This is a genomic window from Microscilla marina ATCC 23134, assembly GCF_000169175.1.
Taxonomy (GTDB): Bacteria; Bacteroidota; Bacteroidia; order Cytophagales; family Microscillaceae; genus Microscilla; species Microscilla marina.
Window position 1 is genome coordinate 38,521 of record NZ_AAWS01000039.1, and the last position, 20,942, is coordinate 59,462.

At 38.4% G+C, this 20,942-nt stretch carries 20 protein-coding genes and 1 tRNA gene; 9 read left to right on the plus strand and 12 right to left on the minus strand.

Going from position 1 to position 20,942, the window contains the following annotated elements; translation table 11 throughout:
- Positions 1-42: 42 nt before the first annotated feature.
- On the minus strand, positions 43-285 hold the full coding sequence (locus M23134_RS26850) for a hypothetical protein (RefSeq protein ID WP_002701623.1): 243 nt from the start codon (positions 283-285) through the stop codon (positions 43-45).
- 353 nt (positions 286-638) lie between these two features.
- Between M23134_RS26850 and M23134_RS26855 the strand changes: the two genes are divergently transcribed.
- Positions 639-1,211: an RNA polymerase sigma factor gene (locus tag M23134_RS26855; RefSeq protein ID WP_002701625.1), complete on the plus strand. Its 573-nt coding sequence runs from the start codon at positions 639-641 to the stop codon at positions 1,209-1,211.
- 82 nt (positions 1,212-1,293) lie between these two features.
- Positions 1,294-2,445, plus strand: a complete 1,152-nt coding sequence (locus M23134_RS26860) for a S1 family peptidase (RefSeq protein WP_002701627.1) — start codon at positions 1,294-1,296, stop codon at positions 2,443-2,445.
- A gap of 327 nt (positions 2,446-2,772) precedes the next feature.
- Here M23134_RS26860 and M23134_RS26865 read toward each other — a convergent pair whose 3' ends face one another.
- On the minus strand, positions 2,773-3,249 hold the full coding sequence (locus tag M23134_RS26865) for an Lrp/AsnC family transcriptional regulator (RefSeq protein WP_002701628.1): 477 nt from the start codon (positions 3,247-3,249) through the stop codon (positions 2,773-2,775).
- Between the two features lie 153 nt (positions 3,250-3,402).
- Here M23134_RS26865 and M23134_RS26870 point away from each other — a divergent pair, with 153 nt between their 5' ends.
- Positions 3,403-4,830 (plus strand): pyridoxal phosphate-dependent decarboxylase family protein, encoded by a 1,428-nt coding sequence (locus M23134_RS26870; protein WP_002701629.1) that lies wholly within the window; start codon positions 3,403-3,405, stop codon positions 4,828-4,830.
- Between the two features lie 176 nt (positions 4,831-5,006).
- Here M23134_RS26870 and M23134_RS26875 read toward each other — a convergent pair whose 3' ends face one another.
- Both M23134_RS26875 and M23134_RS26880 read right to left on the minus strand, forming a co-directional pair.
- Positions 5,007-6,272 (minus strand): cation:proton antiporter, encoded by a 1,266-nt coding sequence (locus M23134_RS26875; RefSeq protein ID WP_002701630.1) that lies wholly within the window; start codon positions 6,270-6,272, stop codon positions 5,007-5,009.
- Positions 6,273-6,480: 208 nt separating this feature from the next.
- Positions 6,481-6,894: a DUF1801 domain-containing protein gene (locus M23134_RS26880; protein WP_002701631.1), complete on the minus strand. Its 414-nt coding sequence runs from the start codon at positions 6,892-6,894 to the stop codon at positions 6,481-6,483.
- Between the two features lie 165 nt (positions 6,895-7,059).
- Here M23134_RS26880 and M23134_RS26885 point away from each other — a divergent pair.
- Positions 7,060-7,133, plus strand: a tRNA-Ala gene (locus tag M23134_RS26885).
- Between the two features lie 114 nt (positions 7,134-7,247).
- Entirely contained in the window at positions 7,248-8,483 is a 1,236-nt protein-coding gene (locus M23134_RS26890; RefSeq protein ID WP_045114409.1) for a site-specific integrase, read from the plus strand.
- Here M23134_RS26890 and M23134_RS26895 read toward each other — a convergent pair.
- From M23134_RS26895 to M23134_RS41410, 6 genes are all read right to left on the minus strand, one after another.
- Positions 8,476-8,763, minus strand: a complete 288-nt coding sequence (locus M23134_RS26895) for a helix-turn-helix transcriptional regulator (RefSeq protein ID WP_002701633.1) — start codon at positions 8,761-8,763, stop codon at positions 8,476-8,478. The two genes, M23134_RS26890 and M23134_RS26895, sit on opposite strands and share 8 nt — an antisense overlap.
- Before the next feature lie 124 nt (positions 8,764-8,887).
- A complete protein-coding gene (locus M23134_RS26900) occupies positions 8,888-9,478 on the minus strand; it encodes a hypothetical protein (protein WP_045114410.1) in 591 nt (196 codons plus the stop codon).
- 26 nt (positions 9,479-9,504) lie between these two features.
- Entirely contained in the window at positions 9,505-10,995 is a 1,491-nt protein-coding gene (dnaB, locus tag M23134_RS26905; RefSeq protein ID WP_002701635.1) for a replicative DNA helicase, read from the minus strand.
- On the minus strand, positions 10,995-12,263 hold the full coding sequence (locus M23134_RS38970; RefSeq protein ID WP_002701637.1) for a hypothetical protein: 1,269 nt from the start codon (positions 12,261-12,263) through the stop codon (positions 10,995-10,997). The genes dnaB and M23134_RS38970 overlap by 1 nt, the downstream gene beginning before the upstream one ends.
- 23 nt (positions 12,264-12,286) lie before the next feature.
- Complete coding sequence (locus tag M23134_RS26915; protein WP_002701638.1) at positions 12,287-12,574, minus strand: hypothetical protein; 288 nt, start codon at positions 12,572-12,574, stop codon at positions 12,287-12,289.
- 92 nt (positions 12,575-12,666) lie between these two features.
- Positions 12,667-12,879 (minus strand): hypothetical protein, encoded by a 213-nt coding sequence (locus tag M23134_RS41410; protein ID WP_157558667.1) that lies wholly within the window; start codon positions 12,877-12,879, stop codon positions 12,667-12,669.
- Between the two features lie 904 nt (positions 12,880-13,783).
- On the opposite strand from M23134_RS41410, the gene M23134_RS26925 reads away from it, so the two are divergent.
- From M23134_RS26925 to M23134_RS26935, 3 genes are all read left to right on the plus strand, one after another.
- The gene (locus M23134_RS26925) at positions 13,784-14,044 is read left to right on the plus strand and encodes a hypothetical protein (RefSeq protein WP_002701640.1); all 261 of its coding nucleotides are present in this window, start codon (positions 13,784-13,786) and stop codon (positions 14,042-14,044) included.
- 105 nt (positions 14,045-14,149) lie between these two features.
- Positions 14,150-14,524: a helix-turn-helix domain-containing protein gene (locus M23134_RS26930; protein WP_045114412.1), complete on the plus strand. Its 375-nt coding sequence runs from the start codon at positions 14,150-14,152 to the stop codon at positions 14,522-14,524.
- A gap of 101 nt (positions 14,525-14,625) precedes the next feature.
- Positions 14,626-15,636 carry a hypothetical protein gene (locus M23134_RS26935; protein ID WP_002701642.1) on the plus strand — a complete coding sequence of 337 codons (1,011 nt, stop codon included), beginning with the start codon at positions 14,626-14,628 and terminating at the stop codon, positions 15,634-15,636.
- Here M23134_RS26935 and M23134_RS26940 read toward each other — a convergent pair whose 3' ends face one another.
- Positions 15,637-17,493, minus strand: coding sequence for a CHAT domain-containing protein (locus tag M23134_RS26940; protein ID WP_198145098.1), 1,857 nt, complete (start codon positions 17,491-17,493; stop codon positions 15,637-15,639).
- 299 nt (positions 17,494-17,792) lie between these two features.
- A complete protein-coding gene (locus M23134_RS38975; RefSeq protein WP_002701645.1) occupies positions 17,793-18,200 on the minus strand; it encodes a hypothetical protein in 408 nt (135 codons plus the stop codon).
- Between the two features lie 344 nt (positions 18,201-18,544).
- On the opposite strand from M23134_RS38975, the gene M23134_RS26950 reads away from it, so the two are divergent.
- Complete coding sequence (locus M23134_RS26950) at positions 18,545-20,935, plus strand: tetratricopeptide repeat protein (RefSeq protein ID WP_002701646.1); 2,391 nt, start codon at positions 18,545-18,547, stop codon at positions 20,933-20,935.
- The last annotated feature ends 7 nt before the right edge of the window (positions 20,936-20,942 follow it).

A 20,942-nucleotide genomic window follows, 5' to 3' on the forward strand; every position in this document is an offset into this window, starting at 1 on the left:
ACACCATGCTCCAATGTGTAGTTTTAGATTTGGTGAAAAAAGTTATTCACCACTTTTGGTTTCTCTTTTAGTAGTATCAGTGGCAGTACTGTCGGTGGTGTTGGTAGTGTCACCAGAGGTCGTATTTTGACCAGTATCTACAGACGTGTTAGTATTGGTACTGCTTGTATCTTTTGTTTCTACTGAGGTAGTATCTGTTTCATTGGTTTTACCTCCCTTGTCGCCGCCACAGGCAGTCAAGCCGATTGCCAGGCAAAATGCGCTCATTAAGATGATTTTTTTCATTGTATTTAATGTTAAAAGTGTTTTTAGATTTGTCCCTTTATACCGTAAAATAAAAGAGGTAACCCAAGCGCAAAAAAAAAAATAAAACAGGGTTACTTACCTATACTTTTTTTATTAATGCTACAAAGCAAATCTTGTCGGAAAAAACAACAAGTGTTTGGGTTGGTAGTATATATAGCCATGGCGATACAACAAAATATGAGCGTATATAAGGTGGAGTAGTTGTATAGAATGTACATAATTAATTATGCTACTTTGTAAAAAAAATGCACTTTTCCATACTATAATACGTACATTTGTTTTAAAACCTCATTCAATAAACTTACCCAATATACACTTAAAAAGAGCACTCAATGAAGTTGAAAAAAGAGTACTCCGAAGAAAGCTTAATTGCAGGAATCAAGCAAGACAGTCACCAAGCGCTTAAGTATATTTACAAAGCTTATTATTCTATGATTCTTCACTTTGTGACCAGCAACAGCGGCACCGAACAAGAAGCAAAAGATATTTATCAGGAAGGCGTGATTGTATTGTATGAAAAATTGAAAGAAGCTGACTTTGAACTCACTTGTAAGATCAAAACTTTCCTCTATTCTGTTTGCCGAAGGTTATGGCTAAAAAGGCTGGCTGAAAAAAATAAGTATGGGGGTAAAATCAACGATTATGAAGAGTTTTTACCGTTTGAAGACGAAGCAGAAGCAATGAACGAACAGGAGGAACAATACCAAATGATGACCGAGTCTATGATTCAGTTGGGTGAGCCCTGTAAAACCATACTGGAGGATTTTTATATCAAAAAAATGTCAATGCAGCAAATTACTTCTAAAATGGGGTATACCAATACGGCCAATGCCAAAAACCAGAAGTATAAGTGCATGATGCGATTGAAGAAAATATTTTTTAAAGAATACAATGTTCAGGAATAAACACCTGGCATTGTGAGCTTGATGATAGCATAATAACATAAACCCAAATAAATGCTGGCTTTAACAAAGAAAGAGAACTGCCATGGATATAGTGCAAAAGTATACCACCATAGAACGTTACCTTGAAGGACAACTCGAGGGAAATGAACTGATTGATTTTGAGCAACAAATTGCAGCTGATAGTAATTTGGCTCAGGAAGTAGAAGAACACCGTATTTTGATAGAGAACCTGGAAAGGGTACGATATCGAGAAGAAATGAAGGCAAAAATGAGTGCCATTCATAGCGAACTGTTTGATGTAGAAGAAAAAAGCCGTGCAATCAAAACCAAAGCCAGAATAAAGAGCTTATGGCATAAATACCAAAGCATAGTGGCGGTAGCTGCTTCGGTCACCATTATTTTTCTGGGCAACACTTTTTTTAACCTCAAGCAAGTTCGTTCTGTGGAAGAAAAACAGTCTACCAATTATTTACAACTTAATCGTGAACTAAAGGTAGTCAAACGCAAGCAAAAGAACATAGAGGCTAAAACCAATAAACTGGAAATAGCCAGCAAAAAAGCCATTATTGGCAAAGTAAAAAGTACTGGAGCTACCGCATTAGTGATATCGCCTACCGGATTTTTGGTGACCAACTACCATGTGGTAAAAGATGCAGACTCTATTTACATAGAAACCAGGAGAGACTCTACCTTAATGCGTCTGAAGGTAAAGGCAGTGTATGGAGATGAAGCAAAAGACTTGGCTATTTTGCGGGTGATTGATACTAACTTCACTACGTTTGGACAGTTGCCGTTTAGTTTGCGTACCGAACAAGCCAAACTGGCCGAGAGAGTATATACATTGGCGTATCCGCGCGAAGATATTGTCTATGGCGAAGGCACTATAAGTGCTCAAACGGGGTATCAGGGCAATCCGGCGTCTTATCAAATTTCTATTCCTGTAAACCCCGGCAACAGTGGAGCTCCTGTAATGGATGCCCGTGGTAACTTGGTGGGGTTGATTACCGGAAAGGACAAAAAGATGGAAGGGGCTACCTTTGCTATCAAGGCTAAGTACCTGGCAAGTATGATGGATTCGGTGGCAACCAACCTTGAGGTAACCGATTCTTTACGAAAACCACTGATCAAGCCTGCGGCAAACTATTTACAGTATTTACAACGCCCTCAGCAAGTAAATAAATTGCGAAAATTTGTTTTTGTAGTGAAGGTGTACAACAGCGACAAAAATTTTTAGTAAACGTTGAAAAAAAAAGAAATATTGTCAAACTTTTTCTGAACATCTTACGTAAGTAAGAAAAACTTTACTAATCAATCAAAAATATTTATACATTACCCCATACCTATCTACACAAATGTACTTATATGGGGTAATAACAATCTCAAAAATACAATTAATCAGTTTTTCAATTAACCTTTGGAATCCTTACTCTATTTTAGGGTATAGGATTTTTCTTTGCCCTAAAGTGAAGAAAAAGTTAATTTGTGCCCTGCAGTACCTTTTGTTTCACTGAGCGTTGTTTTACACTGATTTTTTTTATCATTGAGTACCTTTTATACCCAATTAAGACTTATTGTTATCAAGTGGGAGAGCAGTAGAGTACTTTATTTCATTCAAAACGAACAAGCTTTGTATTTTACTTACATTGGGCAAGCTTGCCAAATGGCGCGACGCAAAGCTGTAGTAGTGATCTAAGTCTGGTACTACAATCTTGATCAGATAGTCGAATACCCCACCTAATAAATAACATTCTACTATTTCGGGAATTTCTTTGATAGCATTGCTAAAAGCCTCAATAAATTCTATGTGCTGGCTGGTGAGGGTTACTTCGCAAAAAACAATGAGTGGCAAATCGAGTTTTTTCTTGTTGAGCAGTGCTACATAACCCGAAATGTACCCTTCTTTTTCCAAACGTTTGATGCGTTCATACACGGGCGTTTTTGTCATTTTGAGCTTGTCTGCTAACTCTTTGATATTCATTTTGGCGTCTTGTTGCAGGTAGCCAAGTATCTCTTTGTCTATGGCGTCTATATTGAGCATAGTAATTTTTCCTTTAAATGATGATGAAGTAGGAATATATCAAACTAAATCCTGAAATATATGTACTATGCAGGAATATTTTCTTTATTTCGAAATTAATTTAGTTAAAAAGACTGTAATGTGTAATTTTGCGGTGAATTAATATGATAAACCATGATAGAAAAAGCATTCAATCCCGAAGATTTTAAAGCCACTGGTTACGAACTCATCGATACCTTGTCGGAGTATTTGGCTACTACCCAACAAAACCCTGACAAACTATTGGTAAACGACTACCAAACCCCCGAAAAGCAACGGGAAAAATGGGAAAACTATGATTTTGCCAATGGTTTATCGGAGTACTTTAAAGAATTTTTGCAGGACTCGATACACATACACCACCCACGGTATATGGGGCACCAAATAAGCACTACTGCCCCTATAGCAGCTTTGGCGGCTATGATGAGCGATTTCCTGAACAATGGGATGGGTATTTATGAAATGGGGCAATCATCGGTAGCTATGGAGCACTTGGTGGTGCAACGTTTGGCCCAAAAGATGGGTTTTGATGACAAAGCAGGTGGTTTTTTAACTTCAGGGGGTACCCTTGCCAACCTGACGGCGCTACTTGCCGCCAGGCGCAAACAAGCAACAGCCAATGTGTGGCAAGAGGGCAACCAACAGCCATTGGCATTGATGGTGTCTGAGCAAGCGCATTATTGTGTAGAACGTGCCGTGAAGATTATGGGGTGGGGAGATGCGGGCATTATTAAAATACCTGTAGATGAGCAGTTTTGCCTGCGTACCGATTTGCTGCAAAGCTATTATGAGCAAGCCATAGCCCAAGGCAAAGAAGTAGTAGCAGTAGTGGGGAGCGCCTGCTCTACGGCTACTGGTTCGTATGACAACCTTGAGGCTATAGCCGATTTTTGTGTACAGCATAATGTATGGTTTCATGTAGATGGCGCTCATGGGGCTTCGGCAGTTTTTTCTGACAAACACCGCCACAAAGTACAAGGAATCAACCGGGCTGATTCGGTGGTGATGGATTTTCATAAAACCCTATTGGTACCTGCATTGGCTACAGGGTTGGTGTTCAAAGATGTTAACGACTCATACAATACTTTTGCCCAAAATGCCCACTACCTGTGGAACGATGACGAAGAGCAGGAGTGGTTCAACTTTGCCAAGCGTACCTTCGAAACCACCAAGTTTCCAATGGGTTTCAAGGTTTTTACTGTATGGAGTTATTATGGAGATGCTTTGTTGGAAGAAATGATTGATACTATTTATGGTTTGGGCGATACTTTTGCTCAATTGTTACAACAACACCCATCGTTTGAACTTGCCATGCCACCCGCCTGCAATATTGTGTGTTTTAGGTATACTGCTACCCACGAAGACCTCAGTAAAGTAAATAGCCTGATTAGGCAACACATATTGGCTGAGGGTAAATTTTATATAGTACAAGCCTTGCTCAACGGCGAAACTTATTTGCGGGTAACGCTGGCAAACCCAGCTACTACAGCGCAAGACCTGGAAGACCTGCTGGAGCATATAGTGCAAATAGCCCAACGCCAAGTGCCTGCAACTAAAGTATAAACATACAGAGCGCCTTAAGAAAAGTCAAGGAAGCTGTTTTAGTGAGGGCTTCCTTGACTTTTGGAGGCTAAAAGTGATAGCAAATATTTGATGACCTGTTTAGGCCCGGCAAGCTTTGAGAACTTGCCGAGTCTGACTTGATGCCTTAATATTCAATTATGTATGCTTCGGAGTGTTTAATGACCAGAAGGAATATCTTCAGTATCTTCTTCTTTTACTCCTTGTACCAGCTTGCCAATGGTAAGCCCTTGTACAATGATAGAAAACACCACCACTATATAAGTAATGGTTACAAATTCCTCGCGGTGCATTTTGTCGGTAAGCGAGAGCGCCAAGGCTACCGAAATACCTCCTCTGAGTCCTCCCCAGGTAAGTATTTGAATGGTACGAGGAATAAAACTACGCTTGAGCTTCATTAACGAAATAGGAATACCCACTGAGATAAACCGAGATACCAACACCACTACTATAGCAATGACTCCGGCAATGATGTAACTTTGGTTGAACGAAATAACCAATACTTCTAAGCCAATCAGGATAAAGAGTACCGCATTGAACACTTCATCTAGTATCTCCCAAAACATGTCTACATATTGGCGGGTAATGTCTGACATGGCAAACATGCGGGCGCGGTCGCTCATCACAAGCCCGGCTACTACTACTGCCAAAGGACCCGATATGTGGATAAACGAAGAAAAAGCATAACCTCCCATCACCAAAGCAAGGGTAATGAGTACTTCTTCGATGTAAGAGTCTATAGATTTGAGCAAAATATAGCCCACATAGCCCAACAACAAGCCAAACAAGGCACCACCACCCGCCTCAGTTACAAAAAGGAATAAAATATCGGAAGCGCCTATCTTATCTATGCCTTTGTCAGCCATTTCGAAGATACTCAAAAAGATAACCACGGCTACTCCATCGTTAAAGAGTGATTCGCCCGATATTTTTACTTCTAGTTTTTTGGGTACAGTAGCTTTTTTAAGAATAGCTAATACGGCTATTGGGTCGGTAGGCGAAATCAAAGAACCAAACAGTAGGCAGTAGATGTAGTCGATGGGGGTTCCCAGCAATTGAAACACATAATACATAAGCGAGCCTACTATAAAGGTAGAAGTAAGTACCCCTAGCGTAGCAAATACCATAATTGGGTTTCGTTCTTTGGCAAGTGTTTTTACATCTACATGCAGCGCACCGGCAAAAAGCAGGAAACTAAGCATGATTTCCATCAATACCTTGTTAAAGTCTACGCTTTTGATCATTCCCACCAATTGGGCATAAAGGCTTTTAGAAAATGTACCTAGTATTACAATACCTAAAGACATCACCAGCGAAATAATCATTAAACCAATAGTAGTAGGCAGTTTGAGGTAGCGGTGATTGATATAACCAAAGGCTGCCGATAATACTATGAGAATAGTAAAGGCATTGAATAAATCCATAAATGTGTACTTATTTAGTTTGTAGGTTTCGCTTTAGTTGTAGTAGCTTCAAGGTACAAGTAACAAAGTTCAAAGTGCTCCCCTGTGTTATTAGCGGTGAGCAAATGTATAACAGTCTACTTATCGCTTGAAGCTAATTGCTTACTGCTTAAAAAACCAAAGATAGAAGGATAATTATAGATGATAAACTCATGCAGGTTTAATTTTCTCAGTATTGTTTTTTCAGGTAGAGAATAGAGGCTTTTATTAGCTTCTTAAGCACGTCTTGGTCTATATCTTCCAGTTTTTTGATATACAAACATGACTTGCCTGTTTTGTATTTGCCCAATTGCTCCATGAGCTCATCGTATTGGTCAAAACCCGCCATAATATACAAGGTGAGGCTTTGTTTGCGAGAGGCAAACCCGGTAAGGAACCAATCACCTTCTCGTCCGCTGGCATACTTGTAATGATAACTGCCAAAGCCTACAATGCTGTCGCTCCACATCACAGGTAGTTGCCCGCTAATGGCTTCCATCAATTCAGCAATTGTTTTGCAGTCAGTACGTCTTTTTTCGTCGGCTATATTTTCTATATAAGCCTCTACACTTTGGTCGTTGGGTTTGGTTTTGAGCGTTGCCATGTGTTTGATTAGTTTAGGGTATACAAAGAGGTGAATTTAATGATTTATGGTAATTTCGGAAAGGTATTTTGTGTTGTAAATAGAAATTTATGTTTTTTTAAAAAATGTCAGGTGTAAATTTGGTAGTTATCCCCTTAGTGCATACATTTGCAAACCTTAACAAATGGGGGATTAGCTCAGTTGGCTAGAGCGCTACACTGGCAGTGTAGAGGTCATCAGTTCGAATCTGATATTCTCCACTCAGAACCGTCTTTTAGACGGTTTTTTTTTGCTTTAGCATGTAGGTTTGAGTAGTTTTATGTAGTAGCTGTGGGTTACTATAGTGGTTACTACAGATTTAAATGATCAAAACTATGAGTTTTAGCATTCTTTTTTATCTAAGGAAAGATATTCCAGATTCTCAGGGCAATCTAAGGATTGATTTAAGAATTAGCACATCAAAAAAAGACAGGACTTCAATATCTACTGGCATCAAGATAAAGCCAGAGCAATGGCTTGTCCCAAAGAAACATGCTTCTAATGGTATGACTCTGCATATCAAAGGTAGCACTTCCAAAATTAAGGCTTTAAATGAAAGATTAAGCATCATTGAGACAAAACTTCAAAACCGTTATAATGAGTTATTAAAAATAGGAGCACATATCACTGCTAGGAGTTTAAAAGAAGTATTGATATCCAATAACGGTGAAATTACCTTGATGAGTATCAGTGAAACTCTGATTAATAATATTATAGCAAAATCTACAAAAGAAACAACTACTTATCGTGCTAGAAGAATTCAAGAGTTTTTGCAGGATGAGTATGGTATTAAAGATTTGCCAATATCTGGACTGCTTACGCAAGAATATAGAGGTATGGGTAAAAAGCTAAATGATTGGTGCTTGTATAGAAAAAAATACAGTAATGATGTAGCCCGTTTAACATTGGTTTTACTTAAAAATATAGCTACCGAAGCTGTTGATCTAGGAGTAATAGAGCATAACCCAATTAACTATAACTTTAAGGCTATAAAGGAACATAAGGAACAAAAAGAATCCCTAATTCTGCAAGAAGTATTAAAAATTGAGAAACATGTAATAGATTCAAAATCTGCTCTTTATCGAGTTAGAGATTGCTTTTTATTCCAGTGTTTTACAGGGCTTGCCTATATTGATACATATAACCTTAATGGAGATGATCTATTGGTGGGTGTTGATAAAAGAAATTGGATTGTAAAGAAACGTCAGAAAACGAAAGTTGTTGCGAAAGTACCTATTATCAAATCAGCACAGGATATTCTTGATAGGTATGCGCATAATATAGGCAAGTACGATGGTAGACTCTTACCTGTATATGCAAGTAACTCTGCATACAATAAGTATATTAAAAAACTTATGAAAGAGGTGGGTATTGATAAAAAAATCAGCTCGCACTCTGCTAGGTTTACATTTGCTGAAATCTTACGCACAAGTGGAGCTGCCCTTGATAATATAAAAGATGTATTAGGTCATTCTGAGAAAAAAATGACTGAGCATTATGCAAAAATGACAGATTCAACTATTAGTTCGGAGTTGGATAAACTTGATAAAAGTTTAGAAGCGTCTAGGTAACTCTAGATTCAATAAACTCTATTACTTCTACTATTTTCCAAAGCTCTACCCCGTTAGAACCAGCAGGTTTGTATGATTTCAGTTCAAACCTGTCTCTCCAATCTCTTAAGGTAGTTCTTGTAATTCCAATACAATCACAAATTTTCTTTGTAGTTAAAAAGCCAACTTCAGGTGTTTGATTTAACTTTTGTTGCAATTGTTCAAGTTGCTCCTTTAAAGGAATTACCTCTTTATCAATGATGCTGTCTACATCTTCTTTTGTATAAAATACTACTGCCATTATATTTAGTTTTATGTGATACTACTAGTGTTTATTATTGGTCAAAATACAGGAGAGCACTTATACCTTTGTCTCAATAGTTTTATGAAAAAATTAAACTAATGTTGCTCTCCTGATGTCTTTGTTAATTGTTTGATAAGTGCCTTGCCAAACTTTGAATTGCCAAATACTGCATATAGCACCTGTTGTCAGGCACCAACCAATTGTCTACTTTACCTTGAAGGTTTATTTGCTTGCTTAGCTTGGGTAAGTAGTAGTCAAAGCTTGCCAATAGCTTGATTTTAGATTTAAAAAAAACTTGAAACTTGCTGGTATAAAGTCCATGTTGTTTTAAAAAACTTTCTAGGCAAAGTGCTTGTCCGTTCTGCCTGAAGTAATCCTGCAAAGTACTGATAAACTTTTTTCTGGCTGCCTCAGGACTCCATACCAGAAAAAACTTGCCCACAGGACTGCTAGTACATTTACTTGAAAAATCGGCAAGGCTAAGGCTATCCAAGTCACAAAGCTTTACTTGATCATCAAAGGTGTAAATAGCATCACCAAAGCTCCCAGTAATGACCATATCGTTGCCAGAAATGAATATGCTTAGGGTGCTATCAACCATTTGATTGGTTGGTGTCATTTTATACCAGCTTATCCCTGCCTTTGAGAGGTTGGAAATCAAATGATCTTTGAAATAAAGTGCTAATGGTGTAAGGTTCTCTTCTGCATTCATAGTATTTTGCATGATGTATTGATGGCCTAAAAAGGTAATTCTGATTGATTTGTGTTTGAGTTACCTGTCAGTATGTGAGTATCGGGCTGAATTGTGTTGATTGTCGAGCCTTGATCTTGGTTGAGTAGTGGAGGTAACTCAAGATGGTTGGGGAGATTCTCAAATTTTGCTAAATCAGCCACAAACCTCAGATGTATATCAGCCAGCTCTCCGTTTCGATGCTTGGCAATGATTACTTCTCCTATGCCCTTGGTAGAGCTGCCCATTCGATCTTCTGCAATCCCATAGTATTCGGCTCTATACAAGAACAGTACAACATCAGCATCAGCCTCTATGGCTCCCGATTCGCGCAAATCAGAAAGCTGTGGTCTTTTTTCTCCTCCACGTATTTCTACTGCCCGACTTAGCTGCGATAAGGCAATCACTGGCACATTCAGGTCTTTTGCCAACTGCTTTAATCCCCTTGATATGGAGGCGATTTCTTGTTCGCGGTTACCTTGGCTATTTTTACTCATGCTTGCAGTCATCAACTGAAGGTAGTCTATAATGACTAAGCCTATGTTAGCAGTTTCTTTTAATCTAAAAGCCTTGGCTCGTAATTCATTCATTGAAATTGCCGCTGTGTCATCAATGTATATAGGCGCTCTAGCTATAGTCTCTTTTTTTTCCTTGAACAGTTCCCATTCTTCGTCAATGAGTTGATTTTTTCGAATGCGTTTGATGTTGACACCAGCTTCTGCACAATAGAGTCTGGTGAGCAACTGTGCAGCGCTCATCTCTAACGAAAACATTGCTACTGGAATACCTGCATCTACTGCGGTATTTCTAGCTATAGAGCACATAAAGCCTGTTTTGCCCATTGCTGGTCTGGCTGCCAAAATAATGAGGTCCGGCTTTTGCCAACCTGAGGTAACTTTGTCTATATCATGCAAGCCACAAGGAACTCCACTAAAAGGGCTTTGGCTATGGCGATGTGCTTCAAGCCCACCCATAAGCTCCTGATCAATGTCACCTATTATGAGTGCCTCTTTGTTAAATAAGTGTTTAGTAGCTTCATGGGTTTTATGCTGTATTTGATCCAACAATTCCAAAGCATCACTACTTTCTTGAAAAGCTTCTTTTTGTATCTCTGCCGTAATTTCAATCAATGTTCGCTTGATGGATAACTCGGCAATGATGCGGGCATGGTATTCCACATTAGCTCCTGAGTTTACAATGTCAGTTAGTTTCGTTATGTAAGAAGCCCCTCCTACCATATCGAGCTTTACCTTTTTCCGTAGTAGCTGGCTCACCGTAAGTATATCTACAGGGTTAGACTCAGCATATAAATCAAAAATTGTTTGATAAATCTCCTGATGGGCAGGCTTATAAAAATCTTTTGGCTTTAAGATGCTTACAACAGAAGAAATAACATTTCTGTCAATCATCAAGGCGCCCAATACAATTTCCTCTAGTTCTAATGCTTGTGGAGGTACTTTACCTAGTAGGTGCTCAATATTTGCTGAAAATCTATTCATTATTTATTTGCTAGGTTTTGTTGCTTCATATTCTCGTAGTACTGCTTCTGGTACCTGTCTTCATCGCTTTCTGGTACATTTCGTTGGATGGTTTTAGCCACTATAACTTGCTCATTTTTGTTAGCAACACGCTTATTATTTTGTTTTTGGACTGAATGCAGCTTTTTGGTATAGTCGCTCCTAAGCCCTTGGTAGATGAAGTTTTCAGCTGTACCAAATTTGAATGAGCCAGAGAAGTCAATGTATAGCAGGTAGTTTTTGAGTTGCTCTGCCATATAGTCTGGGGTAAGCCCATCGTTAAAATATCTCTCAAACAGTATTTTTTCTATCCGTTCGCGTTCCCATTGGATATCGATGTGCTCAAACTCTCGAATGAGGTCAGTAACCAGAATTTTAACTTGCTGACCGAATTCTTCACGGTTCATTTCTGTGTTTTGGGAAACTTTTTTCGCAACTTTTGAAGGGCTTTTGGTAGCTTGAATAGATGAAACTTTGATTTGTTCGGATACACACTCTTCCTTTTTTTCATTTTCATAAAAATTTAAAGAAGAGGAAGGGGACGGAAACTTTTCTTTTTTTTCTTTTGTTTTTTCTGAAGTTATATATGTGTTATCTATTGTTCCTATAGTGATATGCGCTTTTGTCACTTCATGAGATGACAAATTGTTATCTGCTGAAGTGACGTTTTGTAACATGCCCCCCTGAGCACATGACGATATGTTATCTACTCCACATAACAATTTGTTATTTACCCCATGTAACATATCGTCATGTGCACCAAATGCGTTTTTGTCATCTGCCCCACATAGCATATCGTCCTGTGCTTGATTGCTACCTGTTGTTTGCGAGAAATTGCTGTTGGTTTTTGCCAGTTCAAAGAGCCTTTCATCAAGTAGTTTGTGGTTTCTGAAATAGTAGGTTTTGTTATGGTCTTTACGGTCTATATAAGCACAGTAAAACTTGCCTTGAAACGTATCCCCCTTGAACTGTTGAAACTCACTTTTAGAATTGTAAGTCACCCCAATCTTTTGCCAAGCACTTCTAAATTCCCTGACCGAAAAACCAAGCTCTTCTGTCCAAGAGTCGCCATTACGGTAATGGGCATGTCTTGATGGGCACATAAACTTGTAAAACCCCTTGGGGTGGTAGCTAAAGTAATAATCTAGTTGTTGCATGAGCAATGAGCTGGTAACCCCTCCTGATAATTGGCGGAGCTCTTTGATATAAGGGATTGAGCGACGGAATATACTAAGTGTGAAGTTTTTCATGTGATTGGGGGCTTAAGTTTGAGTTAAGCAGTTTGTTTTTGTTGTTTGGTTTTTTGGGCGCTAATCTTACCTCTTTCCATTCGGCTTCTCTTTTCTGCCTCAAAGCGTTCTTTTCGCTTTTGAAGGCGTTTTGCTCGCCGCTTGAGGTAGGCTTTGAGTTTTTTTTGATTTTGCGCAATTGTAGGGCTAAGCAATACCCAGGTTTTACTATCGACTTGTACTCTTGCTTTTTCCTCAAACCGAGGCTGGCGTTCAAATGCTAGTTCCCTTGCTCTTAGTTTGTTCTCTCTTGTGACAAGCTCTTCTGCCATAAGTCAATTAATCATTAGGTTTATAAATAATAAATGAAATCAGGTATCCCGCCAATAGGATACCTATGATAAGTGTTGCCATAATATGAGATTTATTGTTTCTCTTTCTTCTCCCAATCCTTGACAGTTAGGTATCGCTTACTATTGGCTGAAATAGACTTTTTAAGACCGTTGGCTAGTTCCAAGGTAAAGCCTTGATGTAGCTCGCCTGATAACAACTTGGTTAATACCGATTGTAATTTGCAGGCCTCTTCTTGGGTGAGCTTGACAAATACGAATTGGTTTTGTGAGGTTTTGAATTGCATAATCCTTTGAAGTTTAGTTTAAAAAAATCAGTCTCAAGCTGTTTGAGGTTGTGTAGGTTTTTGTCGATTTCACAGTGATTGTACAGGCTTTTGATTTTTCGTTGAAAGTGATAAAAAATTTTGGATTCGATTTTCTTCTCAAAAGAAGCAGGAAACAAAAACAAGTTTGCGGTATTAGATTGCTCACCAAAAGGGACTGTTTGAGTAGCTAAATTAGCTTTCTCCTTATAATGATCTTGTCTTTGCCAGTCAAAGTAAAACAGACTGCCATTGAGATGTTTTAAATCTGTGATGGTAAAGTCAATACCAGTCTCCAGTAATTTTTGGAGTACTGTCACAGTGCGAGGTTTGGTTGTTCTTCTTTTTCGCATAAGCATATTGTTTGAATGGTATAAATGTTTGATTTGGGTTAAGTAGCAGGACAAAATTGTCTGCACTTTATGGCTGTATTTATTGTTCCGCCATGCGTCGAAAAGCCATATAACAATACAACCATTTAACTATAGTTATTTATGTCCAAGTACTTACTTGAAATAAAAAAGGCAGTGCGAACCCAAAGAGATCACACTGCCTGGTGTATATATGAGTACACAATACACACACGTTTTACTCGAATAGCACTAGCTAAACAACCCAATCAACTATTACACAATGTTCATAGTGTTCTCGTTAGTTCTGATGATGCAAGTATAGAGTATATTTTTATTATCGGCAATATTTTGTCGATAAAATTTACACTTCTACAAATATATTGTCGCTATAAACTGAACTATTAAGCGGTAGAAGGCAGTAATATTTTAGAAAAATATCCTCACTTATGAGGATAAAAATGCGAGATAAAATCCCAATCTTTGTGTTTTAAATCAACGCCTACTAATAGGTAATATGAATCAAGTTTTACACTATGACAGAACAAGAATATCAATCACAGGATTTTACTAAATCCGTTTATGAAGTATTTCACGAAGGTGAAAATGGAGTGCTTAACAAAGGGTTTAGGGGATTAATCGAAAAGTATATCAACAGTGCGGAAGACTTGATTAGTCTCCAGCAGTTGGTTTATGAGTATTCAGGCGGTCAAGCTATTTATTTTTACAAATTGGGCATACCTATGAAAAAAAAGGTTCTGGAAAAAATAAGGAAGGTCACAGAGGCTCTTGAATAAATCCTTACTTCGGGTTGTGATGTTTAATTTTAATACTATTTTACAAAAATTAAGTGTTATGATTGATCGGCAATATTTTGCCTTAAAATAGATTGTACTATATAGATGGACAGTAATTTTCACGAGCGATTTAGCAAACTTCTAGAAAAACTTGGGTACAGGTCTGCTGCACAGTTGGCAGATAAGATGGGGCAGGCACCTACAAAAATCAGAGGGTATGCTAGGGGGGCCAATAAACCCGGGTTAGAGTTTTTGGAAGCGTTGAGCCAGATACACCCTGAAATTAACTTTGATTATCTCATCACTGGAATAGGGACATTGCTCCATCAAGATACCAAAGAGTTAGACATGAAGCTATTGCAAAGCATCATTGAATCAAAAGACAAACAGATAGAGGGGTATCAGCGAACTCTGGAGGGTTTACAAGAAGAAAATGACAAGCTGGTGAGGTTGGCTAAAAACCGTAATAAGAAGGCTTAATACATAATTGTATGATTTTTTTTCTGATGCCATGACATTTTACCATCGCTTAATCATTTATACTATTAGGAAGGATGACTATATCTAAACTAAAAAAGTAAATGAACCAGAGCATAATACTTCAAGAGCTAATTCGAGAAATAGGAGAAGAAAAAGCTTGTAAACTACTAAAACTAACCAAAGAGCAACTTAGCGAAGTTTTCAATAGTAGCACGACCCACTTTTATAAAGCGCAAATTGAAATTCTATCTCAACAAGTTGAATGGACAACCACACAACTCAACCAGGTAATTGAACGCAATAACCTTTACTTGAGCGAACTCAACGAGTTTGAACAAAGGTGTGATGATGTAGGGCAAACTGATACAACACCAATACCGATGGATGTATTGGAAGGTTTAGACCAAGCAATGAGCGAAAGCGCTGCTTTTAGATCACAAACTGCTCATGAGGCGTTTAATCAGCACGTCAACGAAGAAGCGAAAACTCAAATAGCAGAAATCAAAAGAATTAAAACCAACTCTGATTGGCGAGTAATTGGCATTGCAGCAAGCGTGGTGGTTTGCTTTTTATCTGCATTGCTTGTGTGGCAAAACTTGCCAAAGGCGCAGCAAAAGCAGCCTACGGCATTGAAGGTGAATAAGCAAGTAGATAGAACCTTGCCTGAGCTGGTGATAAAGTCTCCTAAAAAAGCAAAGACAAGCACCTCTTCTAAGGTTGTGATTACTTCGCCTACAAAGCAGCCGCAAGTTGTTAAGCAGCCAACAGTAGCACCTAAGAAGGTAGAGGAGAAAGAAGAAGAGTTGGTAGCGTTTGCGGATAATCAAATGATGGAGAAATTGATTGACCCCAAAAAGAGCCTACCTGAAGGCATTCTTATGCCTAGCAACAAGCAACAGTTTGAACTAGGGCAAAAGATTGTTTTTGCTACCAAGCTTAAACAAAAATCTAGAGTGAAGCTTTTCTCTAACAAGCTTAAGAAAATTGCTGACTTCAAGCTTCAAAAAGGAAAGATTGCAGAGGTTGGAGTTAGAAATTTAGAAAAGGGTAAGTACTATGTTGAAGTACGTATCAACAATGTGCTCATTGTAAGTAGTTTTACTATTCAGTAATCATTTACTGTTAATTACAAAGTTGCCCCATACGGCAGGGAGGTAGTATTTTTTAGAATACTGCCTTTTAGCTAATGTAAGCGCCTTAGCATAATCTCTATCACCATTCCTTTTGAGTGTCTCATAAAACAATTTCATAATGTTTTTACTGCCTTCATCAGATGCCGACCATAAGGAATATATTATTGATGGTGTGTTGGAATACAAAAAAGCATGGGTAAAGCCAAAAACACCCTCATGTGGAATTAGCTTGCCTGCACCTGAGTCACAACCAGATAGAATAGCCAGCTCTGTTGTGATGTTCATATTGTATATATCTTTTACTCCTAAGGTATCTAGTTGTCCCCCTCCTTTTGGAAAAATTAAACCCATTAAGTACTGATTTTGAAAATTTCCATGGGTAGAGATGTGCAGTATCCTGCTATTCAATTCATTCATTATTTGCTTGTGAGCTGATGGGTAGCCAAGGTAAGTTTTGCTTTTACTGAAGTAAGTAGCACTTTGTTTTATTTCTTGTTCACTATGCTTTAAATCAGCAAAGCTTTTATGCGAAAAATGTTTAAAGCCCACTCCAAAATAATCGAATTCATAAGCTCTTGGCTGGTGAATAAATGCGAGAGTACTACTTACATGATAGGTAACTATGTAGTCATGCATTAAATACTTTACTTCTTTAAGCCCCAAAAGAGGAGTGTCAGGGTTGAAAGAAAGTTTATTACTGGTAAGTGCTTCAAAGGGAAAGTTGGTAAGCTCGCTGGTAGGAACGATGAGTAACCTGTTTTTGTCTTTGATGAGACTACTTATGGGAGAGATGAATTGTTTATACAATCTTGGACTATCTTTAATGAAATCTTCAACATCAAGGCTATGAGAAGCAAAACGAAACTCATTAGCCAGGTCATAGAGCTCTCCCTTTGTTGTATTGGTTAAAAGTTTTTTTATTGTAATCTTATCTATGGTAATCACTTGTACAAATAAATCCTTACCTGAGTGAACAAACTCTAATAAGGCTTGAGTAGGTGCAAGGCTGTCTTGTACTTGTGGGAGGCTTATTATTGGAATATCTATTGCATTTTTATTAGATACCTGATCCAGTAAAACATTACCTTTAGCTCGTTCAGAAAAGTAAAAAAAGAGCCTTTGGTATTTGACTACCTCAATTTGAGGGATTCCTAACTGTTGTCTAAGCCTCCATATTACTGAAATTGCCAATTCAAATATCTTGGCACTATTCCTTAGCGCATTTATTTTTTCCACTCTCTTTTTTAGTTTTTTTCGATAGCGAGTAACCAAGGTATCTGCACTCATCAATGCAACCAGTGCCCCCCTCAGGTTTACATTGTTTTTTGCCAATAATTCCCCTTTTCTTAGCAAAGATGCTATCAGAATGACTTTGTTGAAAGTTTTGTTGTGCAAGCCTGGGTTAGGTTGTTGAGTGGAAGGAACAAACCCAGGGCAATTGCTTTTGATAGAATGCCTAATGTATTTAAGAGCAGAGTCAGGCTTTGTTAAAAATAGGGTTGAGAGGTTGTAGTATGTTCGAGCCAGTTTTAACCTTTGTTTGTGATAGAAGAAAATATTGAGTGCCTTTTGGTAATAATGGCGTGAGGAGTCTTTTGATATACGCCTGAAAATTAAAGCCCTTGTTGTATAATAGTCGCCTCGTACCGAGCTTTTTGCACTACTAAGATTGATTGCTTGTTGATTGAAAAAAAGTGCTGAATCTTGTTTTTGAATAAAGTTATAACAGGTGCTTAGATTATTGTATAAAGTAGACTTTGCAACATCATATTTTAAATCCTTTACATGAGCAAATCCCTGTTCACATTGTCTAAATACCTGAATGGCCTTTTTCAAGCGAAACTCAAACAAATAAGTTTGACCAATTCCCAAGAGTGCGTTCAGTGAATCAGGACTATGACGATGCTTCAAGTGTGTAAATGTAATGTTAAAAACATCCCTGGCTTGACTAAACTTTCCTTGAGCTAATTTTACCTTACCCGATTTTAAAAGGCTATCAGTATTTTGGGCAGGGGCATAGTTGTAAGCAATAAGCAATAAACAAAGTATAGTGAAAAGCCTGACCAAGTATTTATCCATATTTCAATATGCGAAATATAGCATAAGTAGCAAAACTGGTTAAAGAAATATTTGGTTTATATCTTGAAAACAGGATGGTGCTCTTGACCATCCCAAAGGCAAGCCTGCATTGCTACGGCTTCCCCTTCTTCTGTAAACCGCCAAGAAGTTTCCTGTAAGTTATCGGGTTCTTTGAGTTCTGAGTTACGATAAGGCTTAATAGTCAAAGTCCTGGATTGAGGGTCATGTGTTTCTATCAACATTTCGTCTCCGTCTATCTCAAAGTGATCATGAAGTAACGTTACACCAAAGCGACTGACAGCGTTATGTTTTTTGAGCACCTTATGCAGGTCATGCATTAGTTCTTCATCTTCTGTCTTGTCATAGGCTTGTGCCTCAGCAATATCTTGTAAGCCCTGATAAGGGTTTACTGCGGTGTTGGCATTAGTTGTTTTAGCAGGTTTAGTTTGAGTTTTAAGTAGCATAATCTAATTATTGAGTTTTACGTTGTGTGTATTACTCAGTTAGAGGGGGATACTTGAAAAGTGTGAGCGAAAACCTGAATTTTTTTTTGAAAGAAAAATGTAAAGAACTGTTTTTTTAAGTGTTTAGAGAGTTGTTTTTTAATTTTACCTAAGGTTTACCTACCAAAAAAGCCGACAAAATTTCTTCTGTCGGCTTTAGTCTTGAGTAATCATCCTATAATAGAGGGCAAAGATAGTCATTTATGGGGGAATTAATCAAAAAGCTTGCTACTGAGCTTGTGATTCTTTCGGAGCTTTGTTAGCTTAAGAAGCTAATGCAATAAGCCTTTATAATAATCCCTTCAATGAATAGTGCTTTTATCTCTCATTTGCGCCAATCTGTAAGTCAAGGTCAAGTTGATGTTACTCTAGAAAAGTTACAAAATCATTTGCCTGATAGTTATCATCTATACGACGAAGTTATTTTGTTGAGCTCTAGGTATCACAACATAGAAAAACAATATAGACAAAACACACTTGATTTTGCTGTATTACAAAGAGAAAGAAATAAAGTTTGTGAAGCATTGCTTCAAATAATCGGTAAGATAGAGCACAACAACCAGTCAGGTTTAATCTCCAGCACCCGATTGCTTACCAAATTCCCACCTCAGCTTCAACCAGACAAGGTTTTTGGTAGAGCACAAGATTTGAAACGTCTTGAAAATATACTAAGCAAACAAGCCCCTGTGGTGGTTATTAACGGTTTGGGAGGTGTGGGCAAAAGTACTTTGGCAAGACTATACTTGAGCCATCACCAAGGCAAGTTTGACCATATAGCCTGGTTACCTTTTCATCATAGTTTTGCTCAAACCATACTGACCAGCACACTCCCCGATAACTTGCATATTGCTAGGAAATCGCTAAATGAAGTGCAAGTGCTAGAGCAAGCTGCACTTGCACTTCAGGCGCTTGATGGCAATAATCTCTTGGTAATAGACAATGCCGATGATATAGAGGAGTTGAACAAAAGTAGGCATTGGTTGCCTTTGAACAACACTCATTGGACAGTATTGATTACTTCTCGTGGGGTGGTGGCAGATGGCTTTGAACAATTGCCACTAGGCACATTATCGTTTGACGAATCGGTAAAGCTTTTTGAGGCGCACTACCCACAGGCAACCCAAGAACCCAAGGCACTCAAAGAACTTTTAAACTTGGTGGGTTTGCACACACTTACGGTAGAGCTCATGGCGAAAACTTTGGCAAAGAGCCGTAGACTAAGCAACGTAAAAGCATTGCTTGCCAAGGTAAAAGACAAGAAATATACAGACCCCAAACTATTGAAAGAGGTATGGGTGGCACACAAAGATAAATGGTCGGAAGGTGCGGATAACAGCAATGAACTAAAACGCAAGGTCAAAGGGATTTATCAATATTTGTTGGTGGTGCTCGACTTGACAGAGCTCAATTCACAAGAACAACAAGTGATACAATGGTTGGCAATGTTTCCAACCAAACCCTTGGCAGTTTCTTTGTTTTTTGGGTTGGTAGAGACTGGTGCCAGAGAAGATGACCCTTGGGTGGCTTCGGTAGATGAAAGTTTGGATGCGCTGATAGAAAATGGTTGGTTGCAAGAGTTGAGCGTGGACAATGAATTTACCCAAAGCATTTTTTTACATACTATTCTAAAAGACTTGATCTTTTTTAAGATACCACCCAACTATCAAACCTGCAAGCCTTTGATTGAACGCTATCCCGTTTTTGTGAAAGCAGCAGATCAACCCGTTTTGCCTAGGCTCTCATTGGTAGAACTTGGCGAAAACCTGACCGACTACTTCGCCATTACTCCCGAAAAAACCAAAGGAGTGCCTTGCTTTGAGTATGTCAAGAACATTGCCCATGTATATTCTGCCTCAGGTTATTTGCACTCCTATTTGGGCAATTATACCCAAACCTTGGCTTGTCACCAAGAGGCACTTAGACTTGCTGTGGAGTTGTCAACTAATGATAGTAAAGAACATACCCTGAAACAAGCATGCATCTGTGAGTTTCAAAAATATTTAGGGTATATTCAACAAGATTTGGGCAATTATGATATTGCCCAAACCTTGTTTGAAAATTCTTTGCAAATTGCTCGCTCATTGGGTGATTTATCCCTAATAGCAAGCCGCTTATCAAACTTAGGTTTGTTATACCGAGAGAAAGATCAATACCGACAAGCAAAGCCTTTATTAGAAGAAGCACTAAGCATAAGGTTGAGGCTGTATGGTAGTGAAAACAACTTGGCTGTAATGGTAAATATGTCTAACCTTGGCTTAGTTTATCATAACTTGTTCAATCATTGGAAGGCAAAACCATTGTTAGAAAAATCCTTGGCATATCACGAAAAACACTTAGGGGCAAAAGACCCTGAGACAGTCATTGTACGCTCAAACCTTAGCCAAGTCTATGCTGCGCTGAATGAGTTTGACAAAGCCCATAAGGCAATCAAGGCAGCAATAGAGGCTGCCCTCGAAAACTTTGGCGAGCTGCACCTACATGTAGCTGGTGGCTACAATAATTGGGGCATTATTTACTTGCAACAAGGTGAAAAAGAACCCGCCAAGGTGTGTTTTCAAAAAGCTTTAGAGATTTATCGACAAATTGTGGTGCCTTCTCACCCTCTACTAAAGGAAGTTGGAAAATGGTTAATAGCTGTAGAAGATGAACAGCTTTTAGAAGACCATAGGCGCTTGAAAAACATTAAACTTACTTGATCAGTAT